Genomic DNA, 23,977 nt, shown 5'->3' on the forward strand with positions numbered 1-23,977 from the left:
GCTACTGGTCCGTCTCGGTCTGGGAAAATCTCAGCCGCTCGCTTGCGTAGGTCCATAACCGAAGACGGGGCCACGTCACAGCGAAATGACACGCAGCCAGATCCTCGCAGTCAGCCAAGAGTATAAATAGCGATGCAGCGAACTGCCGTTCAACGAAACATGTCTGTTCGGACCTCGATCGAGCCCCTCCAGTCTATCGAAAACGGTGGGGATGTCATCAGTTATCTGCTCGAATCAGACGGGATGAACTACGGGTCGTACGTCGAGGTTCCGAACGGCATCCAACGGAATCGAGGTCGAAACGACTGGTACGAGGCACATCTCGTCGACGCCGACGGCGACGGCGTTATCCGGTACATCGAACTCGAACGGTCAGACGATACGGCGTCGTTCAGCGACCTGAAGCAACAGCTGAAGCGTCACGGGAGTCCGATCGACGAACTGTTTACCGTGATCGCATACCGGACCGGACCGGATCCGCTCACGAGTCCGGTGGACGACGGTCTCACATTCCTCTTCATCGACGAGCAGCTCTCGTCGGAAGACGTCGAAGTCACCTTCGACCTCAAGTACTTCACCGTCAAGCGGTTCGGCGTCGAGCCGGCGTATATCGACTTTCTCGGTGAGCTGTCCGTCGGGTCGGGGCAGGGCCGAACGAGCCTCGAACGAGACGTCGAGGACGTGTTCTCGATCCGAGAGATCACGCGGAGCTTCTACGAGGAGTTCGGGGAAATCTTCCGGGGGACGCTACAGGACGCGATTCACGACCTCGAAGATCCGGACGAGAACCTCAACGCCTACACGCGCACGGTCGTCAACCGCGTGCTGTTCCTCATGTTCATCGAGGAGAAGGGATGGCTCGACGGCGACGTCGACTACGTCGAGAACCGGTACGAAGCCGCAAAGGGGGACCCGGACAAACACCTCTATCACGACCTCTTCGAGCCGCTGTTCTTCGAGGCGCTCTCGAACACCGATACGACCGACGACGAGTTCCTCGGTCGGATTCCCTTCTTGAACGGCGGGCTCTTCGAGCGGAGCCACATCGAGGAGGACGTCACAATCGACGAGGCGTTCTTCGACGCGCTGTTGGATCCCGAGGAGGACGAGTCGGGCGAGCCGAAGGGGTTCCTCCGTCGGTACAAGATCTCGCTGCGGGAGTCGAATCCGAGCGAGCAGGAGCTGGTGGTCGACCCGGAGTTCATCGGGCGCATCTTCGAGATGTTCATGCAGGAGGACGAGCGCTCGGAGGTGGGCGCGTTCTACACGCCGAAGCCGATCACGGCGTACATGACGAAGAACGCGCTCAAACAGCACCTCTTACAGCAAACTGACCTCACCCACGATCAGGTCGTTTCGCTCGTGAGCGACCACGCGGCGCCGGAGTCGCTGACGCCGGCGCAGGCGGACGCGGTCGACGACGCGCTGCGGTCGGCGAGCGTGCTCGACCCGGCCGTGGGGAGCGGGGCGTTCATCATCGCGATGTTAGAGGAGCTCGTCGCCGTCGCGGAGGCGGTCGACGACGCTCGCGACGACTCCGAGGCGACGGACCGGTTCGAGCGGAAAGAGGAGTTCATCGCGGACAACCTCTACGGGGTCGACATCGACGCCGGCGGGATCGAGCTGTGCAAGTTTCGGGTGTGGCTCCACCTGATGCAGGACCTGAACGTCTCCCACGAGGAGTTCCTTGACCGGAACGACGAGCTCGCTCTCCCCAACCTCGGATTCAAGTTCTTCGTCGGTAACAGCCTCGTCGGCGAGCACGACCCCACGCGAATCGACGTCGGGTCGTATCAGGAGACGCTCACCGGCGGCCTCGAATCGACGCTGGACGAGATCCACGAGACGCGCAGCGAGTTCCTGACCGCCCACGGCGACGAGAAGGACGACCTCGGCGAGCGCCTCGAAGACCTGACCGGCCAGTTGGAGACCCAACTCGCGGTCAAGGGCGGCGACGACTGGATGAACGAGGTCGCCGAGGAGACGGGGTCGACGTTCGCGTGGACGTCGAAGATTCCGGAGGTCATCTTGGACGGCGGCTTCGACATCGTGATCGGGAATCCACCGTACGAGGGGCAGTCACAGCAGGATTACCTGACAGAACTAGCAAACTTCTACGATTCGAAGTATGACTTTTATAATAGAATAGATGGTATGCGTTATGACTTATATCAGAAATTCATAATTCGCGGATGGGAACTAACGCACGAAGATGGAGTCTTCTCTTACATAACAAGTGACACTTTCCGGACAATTGGATCCAAGCAGCCGACGCGTGAGCTTCTCTTATCAAACCAGCTACAGGACTTGGTACTTGCAAATCCAGATACATTTGATGCTTCAGTACGTCCTGCGATATTTACTCTCAAGAAAACGTCATCAGAAAGCGATTCGGTATTTGCATACATAGACGCATCTGAGACTGGTATAGAAAATTATCGAAGCTTAATAACTGGTATATTACCAGGCCTCGACTCGGTCAACTTCGAAGAGAAACCAACTGATCAACTACAATTAGATACATCTGCGCATGGATATGCTGTCTCAAGTAAGGTATTCAATAACACATTAAAGAAATCGCTGTTTATACCTAACACAGCAAATATGAAGATATATTCTGACTATATGTCTAATATAAATTCACTCGTCGAGGAGTGGAGAAATGAGATATATGATACAGATGCTCTCGAAGAAAGTCTGGATCAAATTCGTGACACCCACGTGGAGGAATTAGAACCAGGCGATACATCCATCCTAGGGTTGTTAACTTACGGTGGAGTTGGACTCGTAACCGGAAACAATGACGAATTTCTAGCATACGTTGATGGATGTAATTCCGCACAGAGAGTAAAAGAAAGAAATACAGATTCGTTCGATTATGTAGAGAAGAACGAAGAACAATACAAATGGATGAGTAGAGTAATCAAACCAAGTCATATTCTGAATCCTGAACAATTAACCAAGAATGAGCGTCTTAACGGCGTGGACTCTGGCACATATGGGGATAAAGTGTGGGTCCCATACGAGAAAGGATCAGACAAGGAAGATATTTACTATAAAGAAATATCAATTTATCTTCGGTGGACGAAGAAGTCTCTCAAACGAATTAAGGAAAATCGTAATGGGCGGCTCCGTGATCCCAGATATTATTTCCAAGAAGGGCTCTTCGCCTCTCGCGGTGGTACTGGGGAGTATAAAATAAAGGCGCGTTACGTGAACAACTCTGTTGTTGATACTAGCGGTGTTCTCATGCTCCCAATTGGTGATCAAATCTCTCCAAAATATCTTCTAGGGATCCTCAATTCAAATTTCTGTAAGTACTTGCTGGACAACTTTATAAACCATACAGTTAATGTACAGGCAAGCGACATGCGGAATATTCCAATTCCTATACCTGCGAAAAACGAGAGAGATGAACTCGTTTCACTAGTTGATGACGCAATCCAAGCTAAGAAAGACGAAGGAAACAATTCCTTCAACGAGATTCAGGAGAAGATCGATAAACAAGTTCAGGACATCTTTGGAATTGAAGCAGAATACAACCCCATTTGATGACTGAAGATCAGGGAAGCGTAGACGACATTGACTGGTCCGACTACTCCGACGTCCTCGATAATCGGAACTACGACGTTGCCGACCGGGCCAACATCCTCGCACGCGAGGCCGACACCGTCAAAATCGCCGTCGGCTACTTCTTCCTCGGCGGCTTCGATCTTTTAAAAGAGAACCTCCGCGGCGTCGACAACGTCGAAATCCTCGTCGGCACCGACACCGACCAGCGCACCATCGAGGAGTTGGAGCGCGGGTTCACCGACGACCTCGACGAGTACGACAAAGCCGAGGCCGAAGACGGAATCGGCCGCCTCTACGAACTCATCCAAGAGGAGAAGGTCAACGTGCGCGTGTACGACGACGCGCGCTTCCACCCGAAACTCTACCTGTTCAGGGACCCCGCCGGCTCGCCCGACCTCGGCCACGCGATCATCGGCTCCTCGAACCTCTCGCCCAGCGGCCTCCGGGGCAACGTCGAACTCAACGTCGAGAAGAAGGACAACGCCACGATCCGGTATCTGGAAGAGTGGTTCGACGACATCTGGGGCGAGGCCAGCGAGTTCGACACCGACCTGATGACCGCCGCCATCGAGCGCTCGCAGTTCGGCGATGACCTCCCCGACCTCGACGAGAGCGACGACGGAGACGACGAGGACGACACCGAGGTCGACGCCGTCGAGACCATCTCGCCCTACGAGGCGACGAAGCGCTTCATCGTCGAGCAGTTCGATCGCGACGTCCGCGAGGGAACCCTCCTCGAAGACATTTCCGGCGACTACGAGGAACAGCTCACCGCCTTCCAGCAGGACGCGTTCCGCGCCGCGCGCCGCCCGCTGGAGAAGTACAACGGCGTCGTCCTCGCGGACAGCGTCGGCCTCGGCAAGTCGTACATCGGCGCGCCGCTCGTTCAGGACGCCACGACGTCCCGCGACGAGGTGCTGATCATCGCGCCGAACCGCCTCAAGCCGATGTGGAAGCGCGAACTCCTCGACGCCGAGACAGGCGAGTTCCCCACGACCGCCGATAAGACGTTTATCAGCTTCAACAAGCTCTCTCGGCTCTCCGAGAGTGAGATACAGCGGTTCCGGGGCGTGGACGTTGTGCTTGTCGACGAGGCGCACAACCTCCGGAACACGGGCACGCAGCGCTACGACAAGCTCCAGTCGATCGGGCGGCAGGGGAAGAAGTTCGTGATGCTCACCGCCACGCCGATCCACAACTCCGTCCGCGACGTGGACAACCTGATCAAGGTGTTCGCCGACGACGACGACTTCGACATCGAACTCGGCGGGATGTCGCCCAGCGAGATCTTCAAGGAGTACGACCGGCTCTCCGGCAACACCGAAGAGGACGAGGAGACGACGGGGGAGTCGCGCCGCCTCTCGGAACTCGAAACTCGGATCGAGTCGATAATGCGCGAAGTGATCATCTCGCGCGACCGGAAGTACATCCTCGACAACTACGACGACATCACGATCGGCGGCCGGCAGATCAGCGTCCCCGAGCGACAGCCCCGTCTGATAACTCCGGACGACCCGCGCCTCGACGAACTGTACAGCGACATCGTTGACGCTGTGATCGGCACGGACGAGTTCGAGGACTCCGGGCTCAACATCCCGTACGTCAGCGCGGACCGCTACGACGCAGACGGCGACGAGAAAGAGGAGCTGATCATCGAGTATCAGAACGCGAGCATCCTGATGCTCATCAACCTCCTCAAGCGGCTTGAGAGCAGCCTCGCGGCCTTCGAGGACTCCGTCGACCGGCTCATGGAACGCGAGCGAATCACCCGGCACATCGCGACGGGCGACTTAGAGGACGCCGACGCTCGACATGACGCCGTCGAACAGATTCGGGACACGTTCGACGAGGACTTCACGCGAGACATCGACTTCGAGGACGTCGCCGAAGCGATCACGCAAGTGAGTCCCGACAAGCGCGAGGAGATCGTCGCGGACATCGAGGAGGACCTCGCCGTTCTCGAACGGATCAGAGAACAGGCCCGAGACGCACTCCAAACCGACGAGGGAGGCCGAACGAGGGACGCGAAAGCCGAGCGGCTTCGGTTACTGATCGATCGGGAACTCACCGGCGAGAAGGTGATCCTCTTCAGTCAGTACGTGCCGACGGTCACGCACCTCTTCGAGCAGGTCACCGGCGAAAATCCGGCCCACACGCAAGTTGCGACCATTGGCGAAGGGCCGGGGGGTCCGACCGTCGGCTATGTACACGGCGGAAGCGGGTACAGCGAGCGCATTGTCGAGCAGTTCGCACCGGAAGCACAAGACGCAGATGTCGGCGAAAACGAGGAGATAGACATCCTCCTCGCCACCGACGTGCTCGGCGTCGGACAGAACCTCCAGGACGCGCGCGTCCTCGTCAACTACGATCTACACTGGAATCCGATGAAGATGGAGCAGCGGATCGGCCGGATCGACCGCATCACGACGAGACACGACGCGCTCTGGATCTACAACTTCGCACCGACCGGCGATCTGCGGAGGCAGTTGGGACTTATCGAGCGGATCGAAGAGAAGATCCGAGATATCGCCAGTACATTCGGACACGCAGCACCCATTTTAGACAGTGCCGAAGAACAGGTACACAAGACGCTTATCACCTACGAGCGTCTCGAAGACGGTGGAGACGAGTTCGGTGACGAGCGGTTAGAAGGGATCGGGTCCAAGTACGACGATCTCAGAAACACGGTTCGATCGTTCTGTGAGGAAAACGAGGTCGGTATCGAGGAACTTCGAAAAACCCGAGAGATCGTCGATTCGCGCGCTGAGCCACAACACTTCACCACACCGGGGAAATCTAACGACTACGTCACACTCACACATCTCGAACACAGTAGTGGCCGCACAGAGTGGCGCACGACCGTGTTCGATTCGGATCGACTACAACGAGCGATGATCGGCGGACAAGCGATATTCACCCAGTTCCCTCGACTCGAAACAGATGACGTACAGGTCTTTGAAACGATAGCGTCCTCGGATACGACTCGACACGCGATCCCGGAAGACGACCTCGACGAGCTGCGTGATTTCACCGAGGAATTAGGGAATCCAAGCACTTGGGAGAACGACATCCTAAGCCGGCAGACCGGTCAAAGCGATGTCATCACGAACATCAGGCAGCTATGCCGGAGCTTAGCGGAAAGCGATGAGGATATCAGCGACAAAGCTGCTGAGATCGTGGACTTATTGCACGAACGCGAGATGAGCGATTGGGCCGAAAATCAGTTGCGAACGATCTACCGTCGCCGTCGTCGGTATGGAACCAATGGCACAGTTCAGCGACTCCATCATAAACTAACGGAAGAGATCGAACTCGTTGATCCCGAGACTGTGAGCGGAACCGACGTCGCGCTCGCAGGACAGCTCTCCCCGGAAGAATAGCCTGTACAGGTCACTACGAGGACGGCCCAGACCTCCCCGACGTCGGGCTCTTCCAGCCGAGCGAGTCGAACGTTCTCGACGCGACGACCGAGGAGTACGAGAAGCTCCGCGTCAGCGACGTGCGCGCCGAGCGCGACGGGACGAGCGTCACGATCTCCGCGACGGCGCGGTACAAGCCGGAGGACGAAGACGCCCACGAGACCGACACGTACGGCTACACCGAGACGGAGTTCGTCGAGGCGTTCACGCTCGTCGACTGCTCGGAGGCGGAGGCCGCGCTCGTCGCCGCGTTCGTCCCGGTCGCGGTCGGCGACGAGATCGCGGGCTTCCGCGACAACGCCACCAAGACGAACTCGCTCGTCGACCGCCTGAAGGCGATCACGCTGCCCGACCCCGACGACGTGGCCGACGACCTCCGGCGCTACGTCGAGACGAAGGCACGCGCCGACGAACTCGACGCGAAGATCGCGGAGACGGACCGCCTCATCGACGAGATCGTCTACGAGCTCTACGACCTGACCGAAGAGGAGATCGAGATCGTCGAAGAGGCGGTCGCGGAGTAGGGGGCGTCGACGCGATCGAGCGGAGCGAGGTCGCGCTTTTATAAGTGGGCGGCGTTGCCGCGGTGAACTCTTCCAAAGCCCCAGCCGCTCGCTTATAAATGATCGACCATTGAGCGACCGTAAACACCGCCAAAGCCCCAGCCGCTCGCTTATAAATGATCGACCATTGAGCGACCGTAAACACCGCCAAAGCCCCAGCCGCGAGGGCTCGGTGCGCTCGCTGTCGTTCGAGACGCCGAAGGCGTCTCGTGATGACGAGAGAGCTTCGCTCTCTCGAACCACGCGCCTCGGTGCTTACGTCGCGCGCCTTCGCCCTCGCGGCAGCGTGGCGCTACGCGCCACGGGCAGCCGGCGGCTCCGCCGCCGGCGACTGCCCCTTTGAGTCCCGCCCCGCACCGCACAGCACCTCACACCTCCCCAGCCTCGTCGCTGGCGGCGGCCGCCGCCAGCGACTCCCTCGCACCGTCGGTTCGCGGCCTGACGGCCGCTCACCGGGGCGCGCCACCGCCTAGTTCTTTATAAACAATCGTCGCCTCCGCTCACGACTATTTAAATATCGAATCGCTGTCGCCGACCGCCAACAACTACTCCCATTATCGCTCACCGCTACTCCTGTACTGAGCGACAGGACCGGTCGGACGCGACCGAGCGAAGCGAGGGCGCGCCGATTTGGTCGAGCGTGTTCCGCGAGCGCTCGCTTACTGCCCCGCGTCGCCCCGCCGACCCGTCACGGTCCGAGAATACTTGTGATCGCCGCGGCAACTGTCGCGCGTATGCCGACGACGAACGTCGCCTGTCCGAACTGCGGCGAAGACACCCGTGGCACGCTTCCGGAAAAGGGCGCGAAGATCACCGGCGTATCGCGCAACATCAGCACGTACAACTTCACCACGTCGTGCTCGAACTGCGGCTTCAAATTCTCGATCGGCGCGGAGTGAGATGCTCGACCCCCACCTCAGCGAGAAGATCCGGACCGCGAGCGACTACCAGCTGACGATGGCCGAGGCGGAGCTGAAAAGCTCTGCCCAGACGCCGTTCGTCACGGATGCGCTCGACCAGATACGGCGCGAGAAGATGTCTCGTGAACCCGTGCCCGGAGAGGAGTATCAGCCCGATCCGGACCCGGGATTCGATCCCTCGTCGAGCGGGACCGCCGACAACGGCGACTCGGACGAGACGCTCACGGCGGTGCTCAGGTCCGAGCTGCGCGACGAGACCGTCGACGACACCCGCGACGAGACTGTCGACGACACGCGCGGGTAGTCGGGACCAAGGCGAGTCGGTCGCCTACTCCCGGTATGCCGCTTCGAGTTCCTCGGTGAAGTAGACGTACCGGCGTTCGACGCGTTCGAACTCCGTTCCGGGGATGGCGAGCGAATCGTCTATGGAACTGCTGTCGCGCACGATCTCCTCGACCCGCTCGGTGGTGACAAGCCCCTTCGCTTCCAAGCGCTCGATGGCCGTTTCGGCGGTTCCGTCGCCCCCGAGAATCCGGAGTTCTTCGGCGGACAGGCCCTCCTCGGTCATGAACTCGAACGTGTCCCGCTCGATGACCTCGCCCACCGCTACGACTTCCTCGACGAGCCGTTCCTCGGCGTCGGTCAACACGGTCGACTGGGCGTCTCTCGCGATTCCACTTTAGCGTTCGTCCGCGCGGGCCTGGGAGGTACATCTCGCTGATACAGAGACAAGGGGCTCGCGATCAGCAGAGCCAAGGAGACACCAACGACTCCGGTACGAAGAAACGGTTGGACGTTCGACGAGTGGGGCCGCAGCCGGATCAGGACTTGAATTTGTTCCCGCAGTTCAAACACTTTCTCCCGCTCCTCAGGGTAAGTCCTTTCGTATCCTGACTACCACAACGCGGGCATACTGGATACCCCATAGGCCAAATGAAATATGAGATACAATAAAAGCACTCTCGAATACCGGAACGTGTCCGCTGTCGTTTGAGAACGACGGCTACGAGAGAGCAATCGGAGTGGACTCGCGGGGGTCCCGCGAGCGAACGGAGTGAGCGAGTGGGACCACGCGAGGGAATGAGGCGACCGGAGGGAGCCGAATGGACTCGCGGGGATTTGAACCCCGGGCCTTCCCCGTGCCAGGGGGATGATCTACCACTGATCTACGAGCCCGCGAACGCATTCGTTCGTTCCGCGGTGAATATCTTAAGGGCTTCGAATCGCGGACCGACGGGGTCGCGCTCCACCCGCGCTCAGATCCGGTCGGAGTCGACGTACACGTCGAGGTCGACGTCCCGCGTCGACCCCTCTAAGTCCTGAACCGCGCGCTCGACGACGCGCTCGGCCTCGTCTCTGATCAGCGGGATCGCCTTCTTCAACACCCAGTCGAACGAGACCAGCCGCGGGAGGTCGAGCGCGTCAGAGCTGGCCGACCCGGGGTCGAACGCGACTTCGAGCGCGACCTCGCAGGGGGCGTCGTCGGTCGCGTCCGCGTCCGCGTCTGCGTCGTCGTCGTCGTTTTCGTCGCCCTCGACGCTCTCGGGCGGCGTCACTCGCCAACAGCCGCCGGCGTCGATGTCCTTCGTGATCTCCCAGTCGATCCGCTCGGGCGGCTCGACGCCGGTCACCTCCGAGCGGGCGGTGTAGGAAATCTTCCACCACGCGAACGTGAGCGCGTACTGGGTCCCGGGGCCGCCGTCGCCGGTGACGGTTCGGACCTCTCGGAGGTACTCGGAGTAGTTCGCGTACCGCGGGAAATCGAGCAGGAACTCGTACACCGCTTCCGGATCGGCGTACACCTCCGTACTCACGACGAGTTCGTCCACGTACCCGAGTTCGCGCGGCGCTTATTAAACGGACCGGCGACGGTACTCGTTCAATATCTCTGTGGTGGTCGCTATCCCGGCCTCGACCGCTCGGGTATAAATGGCTGGTCGCGGAGCGACGACGAACACCGCCAAAGCCCCAGCTGCTCGCTTATAAATGGTCGACGGTGGATCGGCGGCAAACACCGCCAAAGCCCCAGCCGCTCGCTTATAAATAGCTGATCGCAGCTCGACGGAGAATACCGCCAAAGCCCCAGCCGGGAGGGCGGCGCACGCTCGCTGCGCGCTTCAGTCGCTCACTCCGTTCGCTCCTTCCAGTGCTTGCGTCGCCTGCGCCGCCCTCCCGGCTGCCCCTTTGCGTCCCGCCCCTCCGGAAGACGTTCCTGCTCGCTTCGCTGCGCGGGCTGCGACTTCCGTGCTCCCGCTCGCTTCGCTCGCGGGAACGCACAGCAACCGCACCTCACACCTCCCCAGCCTCGTCGGGCGCGTCTTCGGGCTCCCTTCGGTCGCCCTCGTCGCGCCCGACTCCCTCGCGCGTGCGACTCGCGCCCTCCGGGCGCTCGTCGGCACGCGCCACCGCACTCGGTTGTTCTTTATAAGTGATCAGCGGGTCGAGTACCGCGATCGTCGGAACCCGGAACGGGCCGCCGAAGCCGCCGGATACATGGGGCCTCCGGCGCTCGTACGCCTATGGCTGCCGACGAGCGCAACGCCTTCGAAGTGTACCGCGATCGGGTGGATCGGCCCCTTGGCCGACTGTTCCGCGAGTACGGGGCCTCGGAGGCCCACTGGCTCGTGATCGGGATGGCCGCCAACGTCGTCGCCCGCGTCGCGGGGCTGATCCCGCCGGTCGTCCTCGGCGTCGCCATCGACGCCGTCTTCACCGGCTCCGGCCCCTACACGCTCCCGATAGTCCCCGACGCGTGGCTCCCCACCGAGGCGGGCGCACAGTTCCGCCTCTCGGTGCTGCTCATCTTCGGGTCGTTCATCGTGACGGGCGTGTTCACGTACGTCTACGGCATCGCCGCGAACAACTTCGCGCACCGCGTGATGCACGCGGTCCGCACCGACTCCTTCGACCAGATGCAGCGGCTCGACATGACCTTCTTCGACGACAAACAGACCGGCGAGGTCATGTCCGTCCTCAACAACGACGCCTCGAACCTGGAGGTCTTCTTAGACAACGCCCTCCAGAACTCCGCGCGCCTCGGCGTGATGCTCGTGGGAATCGCGGGCGTCCTCGTCTACTACAACTACGAGCTCGCGGTCGTCACGCTCGCCGCGGTCCCGCTCATGTTCCTCTTCACGCTCTGGTTCATGCGCGCGGTCGAGCCGCGGTACGTCGCGCAGCGCTCCGTCGTCGGCGACCTGAACACCGCGCTCGAAAACGCACTCTCGGGCGTCGAGCTGGTGAAGACCTCCAACACGGAGGCCCACGAGAGCGAGCGCGTCGAGGACGCCTCGTTCTCGTACTTCAAGCGCACGATGTCGATCCTCCGGCTCAACTACGTCTACCGGCCCGGGATGGAGCTGCTCGCCGGACTGGCGTTCGCCGCCACCTTCGCGGTCGGCGGCTTCTGGCTCGCGAACGGCCCGCCGGGCCCGTTCACGACCGAGCTGACGGTCGGGACGTTCGTCACCTTCGTCCTCCTCACCCAGCAGTTCGTCGCCCCGCTCGCGGAGGTGTCGAACATCATCGACCAGTACGAGAACGCCAAGGCCTCCTGCGAGCGCGTGTTCGGCCTGCGCGACATCCCGGTCCGCATCGAGGACGACGACGACGCGATCGAACTCGGCGGCGGGGGCCGGGGCGGCGGCGGCGACGGAGCGGCCGCCGACGGCGGAAGCGGCCCTGACGGCGGCAGCGGCTCGGGCGACGACGGCGCGACCGCCGACCACGGCGGCGTCGCCGGCGCCGTCGAGTACGACGACGTCTCGTTCGCGTACCCGGAGAACGCCCTCGTCGACCCCGAGGACGCCGACGAGGAGGTCCTCAGCGGCGTCTCCTTTACGGCCGACCCCGGCGACACCGTCGCGCTCGTCGGTCCGACGGGCGCCGGCAAGTCGACGCTACTGAAGCTCCTCCTCCGGCTGTACGACGTCACCGACGGCGCCATCCGGGTCGACGGCCACGACGTCCGCGACGTAACCGTCGAGAGCCTCCGCTCGTCGGTCGGCTACGTCGCGCAGGACACGACGCTGTTCGACGGCACCATCGCCGAGAACATCCGCTACGGGCGGTTCACGCGGATCGACGAGGACGGCGACGAGGGCGACAGCCTCGACGAGGACGAGGTCCGCGAGCGGGTTATCGAGGCCGCGAAGGCCGCGGAGGCCCACGAGTTCATCGCCTCCCTGCCGAACGGCTACGAGACGCGAATCGGCGAGCGCGGCGTGAAGCTCTCGGGCGGGCAGCGCCAGCGGCTCGCCATCGCACGGGTCGTGCTTCAGGACCCCGCAATCTTGATCCTCGACGAGGCGACCTCGGCGGTCGACACGGAGACGGAGATGCTGATCCAGCGCTCGCTCGACCGCCTCGCGGCCGACCGGACCACCTTCGTCATCGCGCACCGCCTCTCGACGGTCACCGACGCCGACACCGCGCTCGTGTTGGAGGACGGCGAGGTCGTCGAGCGCGGCACCCACGACGAGCTGCTCGCCGCGGACGGCCTCTACGCGAAGCTGTGGGGCGTTCAGGCCGGCGAGATAGACGAGCTACCGGAGGAGTTCGTCGAGCGCGCCCGCGAGCGCCACGTCGACCGCGCGGTCGAGCGGGCAACCGCGGAGAGCGAGGTCGACTCGGAGACGCTCGACTGACGGCGGGCGGCTTTTTTCAGACCTTCAGTCGTCGCTCGACGCCTGTCCGGTCGCGTCGGCGTCGGCGTCCGGCACCGCGGCGGCGGGCGCGGGCGGCTCCTCGCGGACGTCGGCGCCCTTGCCCTCCGCGATGACCTCCGCGTACGCGTCGGGGAAGACGCGGACGAAGTCGTCGAGCGCGGCCTCCCAGTCGTCGAGCAGGTCGGCCGCGCGCTCGCTGTCGGTGTACGCGCGGTGGTTCTCGATGAGGCGGCGGAGCATCCGCTCGTCGGAGTCGTCGAGCGTCTCGGAGACCGACACCATCCCGCGGTTGACGCGGTCGTCGAGGCGGTCGTCGGGGTCGTATACGTACGCGACGCCGCCGGACATCCCGGCCGCGAAGTTGCGCCCCGTGTCGCCGAGGACGGCGACGACGCCGCCGGTCATGTACTCGCAGCCGTGGTCGCCGACGCCCTCGACGACCGCCCGGACCCCGGAGTTGCGGACGCCGAACCGCTCGCCCGCGACGCCGTTGACGTACATCTCGCCCGCGGTGGCGCCGTACAGACAGACGTTGCCCGCGACGACGTTCTCGGTCGGGTCGTACGCCGCTTCCGGAGGCGTGTCGATCACGATGCGGCCGCCGGAGAGCCCCTTGCCGACGTAGTCGTTGGCGGCGCCAGACAGCTCCATCGTGATCCCGGGCGCGAGGAACGCGCCGAAGCTCTGTCCCGCCTCGCCGTCGAACCGGCAGGAGACCGTGTCGTCCGGGAGCCCCTCGCCGCCGTGCTCGGAGACGACGCGGTTCGAGAGCGTCGCGCCGACCGCGCGGTCGACGTTTCTGATGTCGCGGGTGAGCGCGACCGGCGCGCCGTCCTCGATGGCGGGCGCGGCCTCGTCGATGAGGTCCCAGTCGAGCAGGTCGTCGATGCCGTCGTGGGCCTGCTCGCGGACCTTCGTGCGGGCCTCGCCGGCGGGCTCGGCGATGACCGCCGAGAGGTCGAGGTGCTTCGCCTTCTCGTGGTCGGTCTCCCGCTGCGTGAGCAGCTCGGGGCGGCCGATGAACTCCTCGAGCTCGGTGTACCCCTGCTCGGCCATGATCTCCCGCAGCTCCTGGGCGATGAACGTCATGTAGTTGATGACGTGGTCCGGCTGGCCGGGGAACCGCTGCCGGAGGTCCTCGCGCTGGGTGGCGACGCCCACCGGGCAGGTGTTCTCGTGGCACTGCCGGGCCATCACGCAGCCCGACGTGACGAGCGACGCGGTCCCGAAGACGTACTCCTCGGCGCCGAGCGCGGCCGCGACCGCCACGTCGCGACCGGTCCGCAGGCCGCCGTCCGCGGAGACGCGAATCCGGTCGCGCAGGCCGGTGGCGCGGAGCATCTGGTTCGCCTCCGCGAGCCCCAGCTCCCACGGCAGGCCGGCGTTCTTGATCGAGGTCTTCGGTGACGCGCCGGTGCCGCCGTCGTGGCCGGAGACGTGGACGACGTCGGCGTTCGCCTTCGCGACCCCGGCCGCGATGGTGCCAATTCCCGCCTCCGAGACCAGCTTCACGTTGACGTCGGCCTCGGGGCTCGCGGCCTTCAGGTCGAAGATGAGCTGCTTGAGGTCTTCGATCGAGTAGATGTCGTGCTGGGGCGGCGGCGAGATGAGCCCGACGCCGGGGGTCGAACACCGCACGTGCGCGATCATCTCGTTGACCTTCTTCCCGGGGAGGTGGCCGCCCTCGCCGGGCTTCGACCCCTGCGCCATCTTGATCTGGAGCTCCTCCGCGCTCGCGAGGTACTCCGAGGTGACGCCGAAGCGCCCCGAGGCGACCTGCTTGACCGTACACTCCTTCTCGGTGTCGAACCGCTCCGGGGGCTCGCCGCCCTCGCCGGTGTTCGACTTCGCGCCGAGCCGGTTCATCGCGACCGCGTTGTTCTCGTGGGCCTCCGGCGAAATGCTCCCGAGGCTCATCGCGGCCGTCGAGAAGCGCTCGACGATCGACTCGACGGGCTCGACCTCCTCGACCGGGACCGGGTCGCGGTCGGAGTCGAACTCCAGGAGGCCGCGCAGCGACTGCAGCTCCTCGGTCTGGTCGTTCACCAGCTCGGCGAACTCGCGGTACTGCTCGTAGTCGCCGCCGCGGACCGCCTGCTGGAGCGTGCCGACCGTCTGGGGGTTCCAGCCGTGCTTCACGCCCGAGGAACGGTGCTCGTACTCGCCGATCGTCTCCAGTTCGGGGTCCGCGCCGAACGCCATCGCGTGGCGCGTGCGGAGGTCGTCTTCGATCTGTTCGACCCCGATTCCCTCGGTGCGGATCTCGGTCCCCTCGAAGTACTCGGCGACGAACTCGGAGTCGAGCCCGACCGCCTCGAAGATCTGGGCGCCCTGGTACGACTCCATCGTCGAGATGCCCATCTTCGCCATCGTCTTGAGGAGGCCGTCCTCCAGCGCGTGCCGGTACGCCGCGAGCGCCTCCTCCTCGTCGGCGCCGTCCGGGCCGGCGACCACGTCGGCGATGGACGCGTACGCGAGGTACGGATCGATCGCGTCCGCGCCGTAGCCGACGAGCGTCGCGATGTGGTGAACCTCGTGCGGCTCACCGGACTCGACGACGACGCCCGCGCGGTTGCGGAGCCCCTTGCGGACGAGGTGGTGGTGGACCGCGCCGGTCGCGAGCAGGCTCGGCACCGCGAGCCGGTCCGGACCGACCCCGCGGTCAGAGAGGACGACGGCGTCGGCGCCGTCCTCGATGGCCGCCGCGGCGTCCTCGCGGACCCGGGTGACGGCGTCGACGAGCGAGCCGTCGCGGTCGTAGGTGACGTCGACGGTCACGGAGGTGAACGAGGGGCCGTCGGCGGTTCCGTCGTCGCTTTCGCGGCGATCGCCCGGACTCCGCTCGCCCGGCCCAGGGAGGTCGCGGAGCGCCGCCGTCTCGGCGTCGGTCAGGACCGGCGTGTCGGCGACGATCTGCTCGGCGTGTTCGGGCGTCTCGTCGAGGAGGTTGCGCTGGTTGCCGATGCGCGTCTCCAGCGAGGTGACGAGCTCCTCGCGGATGTAGTCGATCGGCGGGTTCGACACCTGCGCGAACAGCTGCTTGAAGTAGGTGAAGAGGGGGCGGTCGACGTCGGCCAGCACGGACAGCGGCGTGTCGTCGCCCATCGAGCCGACCGGGTCCTTCCCGTCCTTCGCCATCGGTTCCACGAGGTGGTTCAGCGAGTCGGTCGTGTAGCCGAACGCGGCCTGGTGGGCGCGGACGGTGGGTTCCGCCTCGTCCGTCTCGCCGTCCGCCTCGTCCGTCTCGCCGTCCGCCTCGTCCGTCTCGCCGTCCGCCTCGGCGACCTCGTCGGCGTCGACCCCGGCCGCGACGCCGTCCTCGTCGGTGAGCGCGTCGAGTTCGACCTGGCCGTCCTCGACCCACTCGCCGTACTTCTCGTCGGTGAGCTCCTCGAACACCTCGTCGTCGGGGACGATGCGGCCCGCCTCGGGGTCGGCGACGAAGATCTCGCCGGGCTGGAGCCGACCGCGGCGCCGCACGTCGGCGGGCTCGGTGGGGAGCGCGCCCACCTCGCTGCCGACGACGAGGCGGTCGTCCGTCGTCACCTCGTAGCGGCACGGGCGGAGCCCGTTGCGGTCCAAGACGCCGGCGACCCGCTCGCCGTCGAAGCCGATGACGAGGGCCGGACCGTCCCACGGCTCGACGAGCGAGGCGTGGTAGTCGTAGAAGTCGGCGCGGTCGTCGTCCATCAGGTCGTCGCCGCGGAACGCCTCCGGGATCAGCATCCGGAGCGCGTGCGGGAGGTCGCGGTCGGTCTGGAGCAGGAGTTCGAGCGCGTTGTCGACGCTCGCGGTGTCCGACTGGTTCGGGTCGTCGATCACCGGCTTGATCGTGTCGAGCTCGGCCCCGAACGCCGGGTGTTCGAGGTCGTTCTCGCGGGCCCGCATCCAGTTGACGTTCCCGCGGATCGTGTTGAACTCGCCGTTGTGGACGATGTTGCGGTACGGGTGCGCGAGGTGCCACGCGCCGAGCGTGTTCGTCGAGAACCGCGCGTGGACCAAGGCGACGTGGCTCGCGAACCGCTCGTCCGTCAGGTCCGGGTAGTAGCCGTCGAGCTGCGAGCCCTTCAGCAGGCCCTTGTAGACGACGCGCTGGCGGTCGAGCGAACAGACGTAGAAGCGGCCGGCGCCGTCGACGTCGGACACGGCGTTCTCGATCTCGCGACGGGCGGCGTACAGCGCGCGGTCGAACCCGAGCAGGTCGGGGTCGACGTCGTCGGACCGGTCCGCCTCGCTGGTGAACCGCTGGGCGAGCCCCGCGCCGTCCACGGGCGCGACGAACACCTGCGACACCTCGGGCTCCGAGTCGAGCGCCGTGGCGCCGAGGTCGCTGTTATCGGTGGGAACGGAGCGCCACGCGAGCACTTCCAGCCCGTAGACCGCGCACACCTCGGCGATGACGTCGTGTATCTCGGCCTGAACGCCCGGTTCGGGCGGCATGAACACGGAGCCGACCGCGTACTCCTCGGGGAGGTCGGCGTCGACGACCTCGCGGAAGAACTCGTCGGGGCGCGCGACCATGATCCCCGCGCCGTCGCCGGTGTTCTCCTCCGCGCCCGTCGTCCCGCGGTGTTCGAGATTCTCGAGCAGTTCGACCGCGTCCGTGACTGCCTCGTGCGACGGCGCGCCGTCGAGGTCGACGACTCCCCCGATGCCGCAGTTCGATCGGTCGTCCGTCGGCGCCGCGAGCCCCCCCTCCTGACCCGAGGACTCCGAGTCGCGTACGCCCCGGGTGGTACTACGTGACTTGGTCATACACTCGCGTACGAGTGAACAGTTAAAGGTATGACCCTGATAGGGGTAGGATCCATCGTACACACATTAGGGAATATAAGGTAATTATTCATCACGGGTGGTGACAAGATCACACACCACGGGATCGATCAGGAGTTCCCCGCTTCGGAGCCACAGATTGACGTGTTATCCCAGGATCTACCGTGTGCGTCTCACAGATCTCGATCTGAGTGGTAGAACGTCCAGTCGAGAGCTACCCTTCGAGGGGGACGAACGAGCCGTTGATGTCCCACTCGTGGATACAGTAGACGTTGCCGGGCTCGTCCGCGATCCGCCACCCGTCGGCCTCGTCGTCCCACCGCTCCTCGCGCCCGCACAGCTCGCACGTGCGCTCCTTCGGCGGTGTGATGGTCACGCTCATACCCGAGCGAACGGCACCGGCGAGCAAAAGGATACCGGCGATCGGCGGCGAGTGACCGCACGCGGTGACACCCGATCGGGCGGCGACTTCCGGATCGACCGCGCCATCGCGATCACGACCCGCGTCCACGACGCCGAGCGAGCAGCGACGCGCCCATCACCGCCGCGAGCGACGCGACGGCGTCGAAGCCGGGGAGGTCGTACGCGGTCGATCGGATCGGCGCCTCGTCGTACCCGAGGTCGCTCGCGTCGGCCTCGTCCGCGGACCGATCGCTCGCCGCGGACGGATCTCCCGGTTCGGCAGAGTCGGGAGACGCGGTTGACGTCCCGCCGTCGCCCTCACTCCCGGCGTCGTCGCCGGGCCGCCCGTCGGTCGGACGGGACCCGTCCGCCGCGGCACCGTTCGATCCGCGTTCCGGCCCGCCGGTACCGACGAGCTCCGGTGGCCCCGCAGACGGCGGGATCGCCGTGTCCCCCGGAGCGATCGTGATACCCATCCCCGGACGAGGCCCCGATCGGTCGGCGTCCGACGCGGGCGGCCCTTCGGGCAAACCCGAACCGCCCGCGTCGGTGACGTTACCGGTGCCGGCCGAGCCGGCGGGACCGACGGCCCCTCCGGATCCGCTCGGACCGCCGGTCGAACCGCCACCGGTCGAATCGCCGCTGGCGGCCGAACCGCCGCCGGCGATCGAACCGGAACCGTCCACCGCCCCGGGTGAGCCCGACACCTCCGAATCGATGGACGAGCCCGCTTCGGTCGAGTCGTCGTCGGTCGCCGCGTCCGTACCCCCGTTCGTCGGATCGGCGGCGCCGTAGGTCAGATCAGTCGTCGCGCGGTGCCGGTCGTCGGCCGCGGTCCGACGCAGTCGGTCGTCGTCGACCCGGAACCCGGCCTCGAACGTCGCGCCGGGTTCGGGGAGCGTCTCGGTACCGAACGCGCGCTCGCCGTCGGCGACGAGGTACAGCCCCTCTCGGTCGAGGTGGACCGCGGATTCGTTCGGTGTTCGACCGAGCGCGTCGCCGTCGGTGGACTCGTTGCCGTCGTCCGTCTCCGTCGGCGCCACTCCGAACGAGAGGCCGTCGAGGCGGTCGAGGTCCGCACCTCGCTCCAGCGACGCGTTCGCGGCCGCCGGCAGGCCCGTCAGCCCGGTCGCGTTCACGGCGTACACGACGGTGTCGTTCGCGGTCGCGGTCGTCGCGGGCGTGAGCGTTCCGTCGGCGATCGCCCCTCTGACCGCGGTCGCGTTCCCGAAACCGCCGGGAGCGACCGCCCGAGTGGTGTACGCGGTCAAGTTGCCCGTCGAGCGAGGTTCAACGGTGACCGTCGCGGTGTCGTTGGCGACCTCGGTGCCGTGCTCCGACCGCAGCGTGAGGTCGTACGTCCCGGGCGAGAGCGGAGCGGTATCTCCAGTGACCGATTCGACGCCGATTCCGGACCCGGTCGTGACGAACTCCGATGGGGATTCGGGCGAGACGTACGTGTTGACCGTGACTGGTGTCGGACCCGTTTCGGTGGTTGTCAGTTCGAGTGTTGTAGTGGTATTATTACTCGTATTAGAGAATATCAGCTCCAAGTCTGGTACACGATGAGACAGAGAGATTCTGATATGATTTCCAGACATAGCTTGGTTTGAGATATCGCTTAGGGAGATTTCTTTTCTCTCGTCTCCAATAATCTGGAAATTTTCTGAGTTTCCCCTTCTTGAGTGAATATAGTATGTACCGGAAGAGAGCAGTGACGTATTATACCCGACTTGATCTGAATTATTTAATCGAGTTCCCACAGACACTACGCGAGTCGTGTTGTCCTCGTTTAGTCTGTGTAACTCAACTCCTTCCGCATTTAGAGAAGAATTAAAATTGACCATTTGACCAGAGTATACAGGTTTTTCCAGTGATTGATTGCGCTTAATTTGAACACCCTCTGAGCTGGATCCATTTGTGCGGATAGAGTCTATTGAGATCACGCCAGCATCTGCGACACCATCAGAAACAAAGTGCTTATTTAGATCAGAGTTTCGTAATAGTTCAGAATCTTTTGGAGAAATCCAATCTCCAACGCTATGTCCACGTGCTAGCTGTATGGCCGCCGCATAGCGATTACTTCGGAGAATACCACTTTTATCACTTGTAGTATTAAAATAGAGTTTAACATCTTTATTCCATCCAGTTAGAACTCTTGAATTAGCAACAACCTCGTTATGTCGGATATATCTAGTTGAATTGACAGGATATAATGAAACCAAAAATGGGGTTTCGTCCGCAATTGTATCAGAAACTTTAGCGCTAGGGACTGTGATACTATCTGATTGTGGGTTTTCATATGAAAGATTAGCAAACTCAATACCAGCATTTACTATCCGTCCTTTATCTGCTGACAACGCTGAATCGGTCATGTTAGTAGGAAGAAAGTCTCCAATACCGTGATCAGAAGTCCCGGAAGTAGAGTTCGCAATCAGAAATCCTCTAACGTCACCCCCCGGGTAGGATGTACCAACAGAAACGGTTTCTTTTGTCTTAAGCACACTTTTGGGGAGTTGTCGGATTCCAATTATTTCATTGTTATCTCCACGTGTAATGAAAAGAGTTGAGTTTGTGTTGCCGCTGAGATCGCTAACCGTTATGCCGATAGTTGTTCGAATGTCTCTGTGTAGTTGAGGAGAACCAGTTGCTTGATCATGAATCTCAATTGAACCATCAATTATATTGAATGAATCTGTACTCTTTGCCTCCGTGGCTTCTGTAGAAGAATAATCAGTGCCATTTGTAATAGTGATATTATAATCCAAATTGATTGATTTCTGAGCATTACTTGTATCTATTCCGGATATTTGAGCGGAGTCAATCTGTATTGAGCGGGGTGATCCATTTGGACGTATAGTTGCTGTTAGAAGCTCTCTATTCGCAGATTCTACCAGGGTAGTATTAATTACAGACCCATTTTGAATATCTATAATGGACAATGAGGCTGAGGATGTGTTGACCCCTCTTGACTCAATACTACCTAAATTCACATATAATCTGATTTTGCTGGCGGTGTTTGTCTGGTTTGAGAGTAATATTTCAATATTGCTGATATTTTGTCTAGATTTGTCTATTCGAATAGGGTTTGGGTTACCAGTTTCATTTAAAATAGGTTTGTAATCGTGAGTTTGAGCTCCGACTGTGCTCACTCCCAATAATAGAACAACAGCACCCACCACGACACAGATCACGATACCGGCCCACAGCCATCGAAGCGATCGCGTCTGGATCATAGCGAACGAGCCACGGATGCCAGAGCGATCGCTCTCGGGGCAGCGCGACGTCGGTAGTCGGCCCGGCCCGGCGAAGCGGCTCTTGTCACACCGCGGGATCTCTCACTCGGGTCGATCGCTTATAAATGGCTTACGGACGTGAAAGCTTCCGTTCGGAGAAATAATCGCAAGACTGCGGCACCGCATGAAGGAGTGATACAAGCTGGTTCACCGGAGTGAATCCGGAAAAGGACCGAGCGGAAGGGCGGGAACTGAGTGGTCGCCGAAGCCGGTCAGTGTTCGACTGCTTCCATCATCGCGAGCAGCTGTTCGGACTGATCGACCTGGACCGGATGGAGTCCCACCAGCGCGATCACGTCCTCGCTGTCCGCGTCGGCCGCTTGGTGTTGGACGGTCGCGAGATAGAGGAAGACGGGGATGTCCTCGACGGACCCGCTCTGCCCGTTCGAGCCTTCGACGTCGGCGCTGACCGTCGTCTCGAACTTCGAGACGGTCGTCTCCTTGCCGAGGATCGTCCGGGTCTGCTCGCCGCGCGACTCGATATCGTCCGTCTGGATGTCGGCGTTGCCGCCGCCGACGCCCTGCTGAGTGACTTGGTTGAGGAGCTGGCGGATGAGGTCCGCACCCTCCACTCGGACGAGGGGATTGACCGACTGGCCGGCGACCGAGGCGTTCGGCGTGCTCGCCACGAACAGCGCCGACTGGGTCGTCGGGTTGACGTACCGGGCGATCCACGTCGTCGCCGTTACCCTCGCGTTCACGCCCGTGACGTTGAACTCGCGGTCGATGCTGAACGACTCCGGCTCCTGTCCGTTGTACTCGGAGTCGGCGTACGCGCTCTCAGGGACGCGCGCCGGTTCCGCGTCGAACTCGTAGCTCCCGTCCTGGCCGGCGCAGCCGGCGACCGCGACGGACGCCGAGGCGGCCACGGCTGCGAGCAGTCCACGTCGTTTCATGTGTTCTGGTAGGTCTGCACAGTTCTTTAAGCCTATCGACGCGTCTATTAGTCGCGAGAACCCCGCAGCCGAAGGCACAAAGTTCACGTCGGGCCGCGCGCGACGTGAGGCAAATGGAACGTCGAGGACAAACCGGGCTGGTGGAAGCGCTCTTCTTAGACGTGGTTCGCCTCCACGAGACGTGGATGGAGGTGGTCTTCCCGCGGCAGCTCGACCCGAGCGCCGTCCTCGGGAAGTGGAAGCCCGAGACGACCGTCCAGTCGGTCGGCTACTACCTCTGGGCGGTGCTGGGCGCGCCGCTCGTCGCGGTCGCGTACCCGCTCCTGCTCGTCGGGTTCGCCACGCGCTACTACGCGGCGAAGCTCGACTCCGCGGTCACCCGCATCGGCGTCGCCGGCGCCGTGCTCGTCGCCGCCGTCGTCTGGGGGACGCTGACGGTGATCACGCACCTCCAACTCCCGTTCGACGCGGTGATCGCGGTCGGCGCCGCCAGCACGGTGGCGGTCGTCTCGGCCGCGCTCGCGGCCGGCTTCTCGAAGGTCGGCGGGCGGTTCGTCAGCGTCCTGCTCGCGTACCCGTTCGCGATGACGGCGCTGTTCTTACCGCCGGTCGTCGCCGCGCTCGTCACGCCGACGCTGGAGGAACTAATCTTACCGCCGAGCTACGAGCTGGCGCGGTGGATCCTCGACACGTTCCTCTCGGTGGGCGGGATCAACGAGGCGCTCCGCGGCGCGTTCGACCTGGAGACGTTCGGCGAGCAGTGGGGGCTCCCCGGGCTCGGCTACGTGCTGATGTGGATCGGCATCTCGGTGCCGCTCGGGTGGTTCCTCGGCCTGCTCGTCGCGCTGGCGAACCTGATCCGGCCGACCGACGACGCCTGATTCGGTCGGTTCACTCCTCGGAATCGTACTACTCTTCGGAATCGTACTACTCTTCGGAATCGTACTTCTCGCTGGCCGATTCGAACGCCGACGCCGAGCGCTCCGTCTCCCGCCGGCGCTCGCGTTCCGCGATCGCCTCGGGGGCCGGACTCGCGTCGTCGTCGATCCGAGCGATCGACTTGTGGACCTTCGCGTGACACCAGCGACAGAGGCCGACCGTGATCTCGTGAGCGTCGTCGCCGCCGTACGAGAGGTGATGCTCCTCCACGAGCGGCCGCGAGTCGTCGTGGGCCAGTCGCACGTCGTCCAGTCCGCACCGGGAGCAGGCCTTCGCGTCCGTCGTGGACCGATAGTGCGGGCACGCGTGCCACTCGCGGTCGGGGCCGACGTGACAGTCGTATCCGTCAACGCGTCGGGCGGCCGCGAACTCGGGGTCGTGTCCCGCGCGCGTGAGCGCGGAGCGGCACCGGCCGTCGTCGGTGAGGTGGTCGCAGACGCCGGCGACCGCGTACGGGTCGTCGACGCCGACGGGAGTCCCGTCGGGAGTGCGCTCCATACCGGCCGGTGGGGGCGGACTCACTTCAATT

13 protein-coding genes, 1 tRNA gene and 1 pseudogene are annotated in these 23,977 nt (G+C 63.1%); 7 read left to right on the plus strand and 8 right to left on the minus strand.

Features of this window, described 5'->3' with window-relative positions; translation table 11 throughout:
- Window positions 1–159 precede the first annotated feature (159 nt).
- The 5 genes and pseudogenes from CPZ01_RS03865 (at window position 160) to CPZ01_RS03885 (ending at window position 8,779) form a co-directional block, all read left to right on the plus strand.
- Window positions 160–3,552: an Eco57I restriction-modification methylase domain-containing protein gene (locus CPZ01_RS03865; protein ID WP_096393522.1), complete on the plus strand. Its 3,393-nt coding sequence runs from the start codon at window positions 160–162 to the stop codon at window positions 3,550–3,552.
- Window positions 3,552–6,953, plus strand: a complete 3,402-nt coding sequence (locus tag CPZ01_RS03870) for a helicase-related protein (RefSeq protein WP_231899204.1) — start codon at window positions 3,552–3,554, stop codon at window positions 6,951–6,953. The genes CPZ01_RS03865 and CPZ01_RS03870 overlap by 1 nt, the downstream gene beginning before the upstream one ends.
- Before the next feature lie 8 nt (window positions 6,954–6,961).
- Window positions 6,962–7,516 (plus strand): annotated as a pseudogene (locus CPZ01_RS15595) (restriction endonuclease); the annotation flags it as partial.
- A gap of 773 nt (window positions 7,517–8,289) precedes the next feature.
- The gene (locus CPZ01_RS14955; RefSeq protein ID WP_157745923.1) at window positions 8,290–8,454 is read left to right on the plus strand and encodes a hypothetical protein; all 165 of its coding nucleotides are present in this window, start codon (window positions 8,290–8,292) and stop codon (window positions 8,452–8,454) included.
- A 1-nt stretch (window position 8,455) separates the two neighbouring features.
- Window positions 8,456–8,779, plus strand: a complete 324-nt coding sequence (locus CPZ01_RS03885) for a hypothetical protein (RefSeq protein WP_096393524.1) — start codon at window positions 8,456–8,458, stop codon at window positions 8,777–8,779.
- A gap of 24 nt (window positions 8,780–8,803) precedes the next feature.
- Here CPZ01_RS03885 and CPZ01_RS03890 read toward each other — a convergent pair whose 3' ends face one another.
- The 3 genes from CPZ01_RS03890 to CPZ01_RS03900 form a co-directional block, all read right to left on the minus strand.
- Window positions 8,804–9,124, minus strand: a complete 321-nt coding sequence (locus CPZ01_RS03890; RefSeq protein WP_096393525.1) for a hypothetical protein — start codon at window positions 9,122–9,124, stop codon at window positions 8,804–8,806.
- A gap of 455 nt (window positions 9,125–9,579) precedes the next feature.
- A tRNA-Ala gene (locus tag CPZ01_RS03895) sits at window positions 9,580–9,651 on the minus strand.
- Between the two features lie 80 nt (window positions 9,652–9,731).
- Complete coding sequence (locus CPZ01_RS03900) at window positions 9,732–10,304, minus strand: SRPBCC family protein (protein WP_096393526.1); 573 nt, start codon at window positions 10,302–10,304, stop codon at window positions 9,732–9,734.
- Window positions 10,305–10,994: 690 nt separating this feature from the next.
- Here CPZ01_RS03900 and CPZ01_RS03910 point away from each other — a divergent pair.
- On the plus strand, window positions 10,995–13,121 hold the full coding sequence (locus CPZ01_RS03910; RefSeq protein WP_096393528.1) for an ABC transporter ATP-binding protein: 2,127 nt from the start codon (window positions 10,995–10,997) through the stop codon (window positions 13,119–13,121).
- 24 nt (window positions 13,122–13,145) lie between these two features.
- Here the strand turns inward: CPZ01_RS03910 and gltB are convergent, their stop codons facing one another.
- From gltB to CPZ01_RS03925, 4 genes are all read right to left on the minus strand, one after another.
- Complete coding sequence (gltB, locus tag CPZ01_RS03915) at window positions 13,146–17,897, minus strand: glutamate synthase large subunit (RefSeq protein ID WP_096393529.1); 4,752 nt, start codon at window positions 17,895–17,897, stop codon at window positions 13,146–13,148.
- Between the two features lie 232 nt (window positions 17,898–18,129).
- A complete protein-coding gene (locus CPZ01_RS15340; protein ID WP_172863927.1) occupies window positions 18,130–18,297 on the minus strand; it encodes an HEWD family protein in 168 nt (55 codons plus the stop codon).
- Between the two features lie 112 nt (window positions 18,298–18,409).
- Complete coding sequence (locus tag CPZ01_RS03920) at window positions 18,410–19,819, minus strand: ICP22 family protein (protein WP_096396122.1); 1,410 nt, start codon at window positions 19,817–19,819, stop codon at window positions 18,410–18,412.
- A 2,006-nt stretch (window positions 19,820–21,825) separates the two neighbouring features.
- Window positions 21,826–22,509, minus strand: coding sequence for a DUF6517 family protein (locus tag CPZ01_RS03925; protein WP_096393530.1), 684 nt, complete (start codon window positions 22,507–22,509; stop codon window positions 21,826–21,828).
- A 140-nt stretch (window positions 22,510–22,649) separates the two neighbouring features.
- On the opposite strand from CPZ01_RS03925, the gene CPZ01_RS03930 reads away from it, so the two are divergent.
- Complete coding sequence (locus CPZ01_RS03930; protein WP_096393531.1) at window positions 22,650–23,390, plus strand: hypothetical protein; 741 nt, start codon at window positions 22,650–22,652, stop codon at window positions 23,388–23,390.
- A gap of 46 nt (window positions 23,391–23,436) precedes the next feature.
- On the opposite strand, the gene CPZ01_RS03935 is transcribed toward CPZ01_RS03930, so the two are convergent.
- The gene (locus CPZ01_RS03935) at window positions 23,437–23,946 is read right to left on the minus strand and encodes a DUF7097 family protein (RefSeq protein WP_096393532.1); all 510 of its coding nucleotides are present in this window, start codon (window positions 23,944–23,946) and stop codon (window positions 23,437–23,439) included.
- Window positions 23,947–23,977: the final 31 nt, after the last annotated feature.

The sequence above is a fragment of the Halorubrum trapanicum genome (genome assembly GCF_002355655.1).
GTDB lineage: Archaea > Halobacteriota > Halobacteria > Halobacteriales > Haloferacaceae > Halorubrum > Halorubrum trapanicum_A.

What these genes read in the sequence shown, in the direction of transcription:
- CPZ01_RS03865 (WP_096393522.1), top strand. Translation starts at nt 160, where the DNA reads ATGTCTGTTCGGACCTCGATCGAGCCCCTCCAGTCTATCGAAAACGGT.
- CPZ01_RS03870 (WP_231899204.1), top strand. Translation starts at nt 3,552, where the DNA reads ATGACTGAAGATCAGGGAAGCGTAGACGACATTGACTGGTCCGACTAC.
- CPZ01_RS14955 (WP_157745923.1), top strand. Translation starts at nt 8,290, where the DNA reads ATGCCGACGACGAACGTCGCCTGTCCGAACTGCGGCGAAGACACCCGT.
- CPZ01_RS03885 (WP_096393524.1), top strand. Translation starts at nt 8,456, where the DNA reads ATGCTCGACCCCCACCTCAGCGAGAAGATCCGGACCGCGAGCGACTAC.
- CPZ01_RS03910 (WP_096393528.1), top strand. Translation starts at nt 10,995, where the DNA reads ATGGCTGCCGACGAGCGCAACGCCTTCGAAGTGTACCGCGATCGGGTG.
- gltB (WP_096393529.1), bottom strand. Translation starts at nt 17,897, where the DNA reads ATGACCAAGTCACGTAGTACCACCCGGGGCGTACGCGACTCGGAGTCC.
- CPZ01_RS15340 (WP_172863927.1), bottom strand. Translation starts at nt 18,297, where the DNA reads ATGAGCGTGACCATCACACCGCCGAAGGAGCGCACGTGCGAGCTGTGC.
- CPZ01_RS03925 (WP_096393530.1), bottom strand. Translation starts at nt 22,509, where the DNA reads ATGAAACGACGTGGACTGCTCGCAGCCGTGGCCGCCTCGGCGTCCGTC.
- CPZ01_RS03935 (WP_096393532.1), bottom strand. Translation starts at nt 23,946, where the DNA reads ATGGAGCGCACTCCCGACGGGACTCCCGTCGGCGTCGACGACCCGTAC.